Source organism: Desulfomicrobium norvegicum (assembly GCF_900114595.1).
GTDB lineage: Bacteria > Desulfobacterota > Desulfovibrionia > Desulfovibrionales > Desulfomicrobiaceae > Desulfomicrobium > Desulfomicrobium macestii.
Genome location: NZ_FOTO01000044.1, coordinates 1 through 1,059, shown reverse-complemented (window position 1 = coordinate 1,059; position 1,059 = coordinate 1). Strand labels below are relative to the sequence as shown.

Sequence of the window (1,059 nt, the reverse complement as noted above, 5' to 3'; positions counted from 1 at the left end):
CCCCGCTTGCAGGAACCGGCGGATAAGGCCGAGCACCCGCTTATCCCCAATCTTGCGGCCCACGCGCGCCATGAGCACGTCGTGGTTCACGCGATCGAAGAACTTCTCCAGATCCATGTCCACCACGAATCGTTTGCCGGCGGCGACATGCTCCCGTGCCTTCTGCACGGCCTGATGCGCGCTTCTACCGGGACGGAATCCGTAGCTTGAGTCGGAGAAGCCCGAATTGAAGATCGGCGTGAGCACCTGATGCAGCGCCTGCTGGACCAAGCGGTCCATGGCCGTAGGGATACCCAATTGCCTGGTACCGCCTCCGGGCTTGGGAATCTCGACCCCCAGGACCGGTTGCGGTTCGTAGCTCCCGTCCAAAAGTAACCTCTCGATATGAGGACCGTAGTACCCCCAAACATCCTCGACACGCATGCCGTCTACGCCGGGGACACCCTTGTTGCTGCGCACACGCTTTGCTGCGGCGCGCATGTTCTCGCGTTCGACCACCGCTTCCATCACGTCCATAGCCTTCGGCCAGGAGAGCCCCGTCCTTGCCGTGACCACATCCGCACCACAGACCTGCTCTCGGGGATTCCGTCCCCTACCCTCGGTCATGGCGACAGAATGTCTCTGCCCTTCTGCGTTACTGCTGGTCATCGAAATTCAGGCTCCTGCCCCATGTTACATGTTCGGTCCTTCAGTCCGGTCGAGGGACCTACTATGACCTCTGCTGACTTCTGGGCGCTCATCCCCGCGCCTCTCGACGCGGGTAGCACATGGCAAACGCCCAGACCTCCCCGGGTAATGCACACCCACCTTCCCCCTTATGCCCGCCGCATTTACGTCCGCGCCTTCCGTACAGGTATCGGACTTTGAAGATATTGGCCTTCTCATCCGGCGCGGCCGCCTCATATGCGGTTTCTGTTCGTCGAGCCAGGGTTTTGCCTGCGGCTTCCTTCAGATTCCACCTCGCGATGGACACCCTTGCCGTCCAGCTAGCGCTTCCCCCTGTCGGGTGCGCAGAGGACTTTCACCTCCAAGTGGGTGCGCCCTGCCGGGCGCACCAAA

At 61.7% G+C, this 1,059-nt stretch carries 1 protein-coding gene; it reads right to left on the bottom strand.

All coding sequences use genetic code 11. From position 1 onward, the window contains the following. On the bottom strand, positions 1–648 hold a 648-nt coding region (locus BMZ24_RS19340), incomplete at its 3' end, for a reverse transcriptase domain-containing protein (RefSeq protein ID WP_244150433.1). Positions 649–1,059: the final 411 nt, after the last annotated feature.